Here is a 1,206-nt window from a genome sequence, read left to right as displayed (position 1 = left end):
TTTCTACCAATCATTCGATAATTTTCGCAACAACACCCGCACCGACAGTTCTTCCACCTTCGCGTATCGCAAAGCGTAATCCATCTTCCATCGCTATAGGAGCAATTAAATTAACTGTTACCGATACATTGTCGCCAGGCATCACCATTTCCGTCCCAGCCGGCAATTCGATCGCTCCGGTAACGTCCGTCGTTCTAAAATAAAACTGCGGGCGATAACCAGGAAAAAATGGCGTGTGCCTTCCGCCTTCTTCTTTACTCAGTACATATATCTCGGCTGTAAATTTCGTATGCGGTGATATACTCCCCGGCTTTGCCAACACCTGACCTCGCTCTACTTCTTCTCGTTTCGTACCGCGCAGCAATATGCCAACATTGTCGCCCGCCTGCCCTTGGTCCAACAACTTGCGAAACATTTCAACGCCCGTACACACCGTCTTCAACGTCGGCTTAAGACCAACTATCTCAATCTCTTCCCCGACTTTAATGATACCTCTCTCTACGCGACCAGTTACTACCGTACCACGACCTGAAATTGAAAAAACATCTTCAACCGGCATAATAAATGCACCATCAATAGCGCGCTCAGGCTGAGGAATATAGCTATCCAGTGCTTCCGCCAATTTTAAAATCGACGCTTCTCCGATATCGCTCTGATCGCCTTCCAGCGCTTTTAGGGCTGATCCAACAATGATCGGCGTATCATCTCCAGGAAAGTCATATTTCGATAACAATTCCCGTATTTCCATTTCCACCAATTCAATTAACTCTGCATCATCAACCATATCCGCTTTGTTCATGTATACAATAATGTACGGAACACCTACCTGACGGGCTAACAATATATGCTCTCGAGTTTGCGGCATGGGACCATCTGCTGCTGATACCACCAATATCGCTCCGTCCATTTGGGCTGCACCCGTAATCATATTCTTCACATAATCCGCGTGTCCTGGGCAGTCCACATGAGCATAGTGACGTTTCTCTGTTTCATATTCTACGTGAGCGGTATTAATCGTAATTCCACGTGCACGCTCTTCTGGTGCCGAGTCAATCTGCGCATAACTCTTCGCTTCTCCGCCAAATTTCTTCGTCAATATCGTCGTAATCGCCGCTGTCAGCGTCGTCTTTCCATGATCCACGTGACCTATCGTCCCAACATTTACGTGTGGCTTCGATCGCTCAAATTTACTTTTTGCCATGACCT

Annotated in this window: 1 protein-coding gene; it reads right to left on the bottom strand. The window is 47.0% G+C overall.

Going from position 1 to position 1,206, the window contains the following annotated elements; translation table 11 throughout:
* Positions 1 to 10: 10 nt before the first annotated feature.
* Positions 11 to 1,201, bottom strand: coding sequence for an elongation factor Tu (tuf, locus tag C8R34_RS16155; protein WP_110342309.1), 1,191 nt, complete (start codon positions 1,199 to 1,201; stop codon positions 11 to 13).
* Positions 1,202 to 1,206 lie beyond the last annotated feature (5 nt).

The sequence above is a fragment of the Nitrosomonas sp. Nm84 genome (assembly GCF_003201565.1).
Classification (GTDB): domain Bacteria; phylum Pseudomonadota; class Gammaproteobacteria; order Burkholderiales; family Nitrosomonadaceae; genus Nitrosomonas.
Note: the sequence above shows the minus strand (reverse complement) of the source record. Positions and strands in the feature narration are given on the sequence as shown.

Excerpts from the sequence above, each read along its gene's own strand:
- tuf (WP_110342309.1), bottom strand. The coding sequence starts at position 1,201 with ATGGCAAAAAGTAAATTTGAGCGATCGAAGCCACACGTAAATGTTGGG.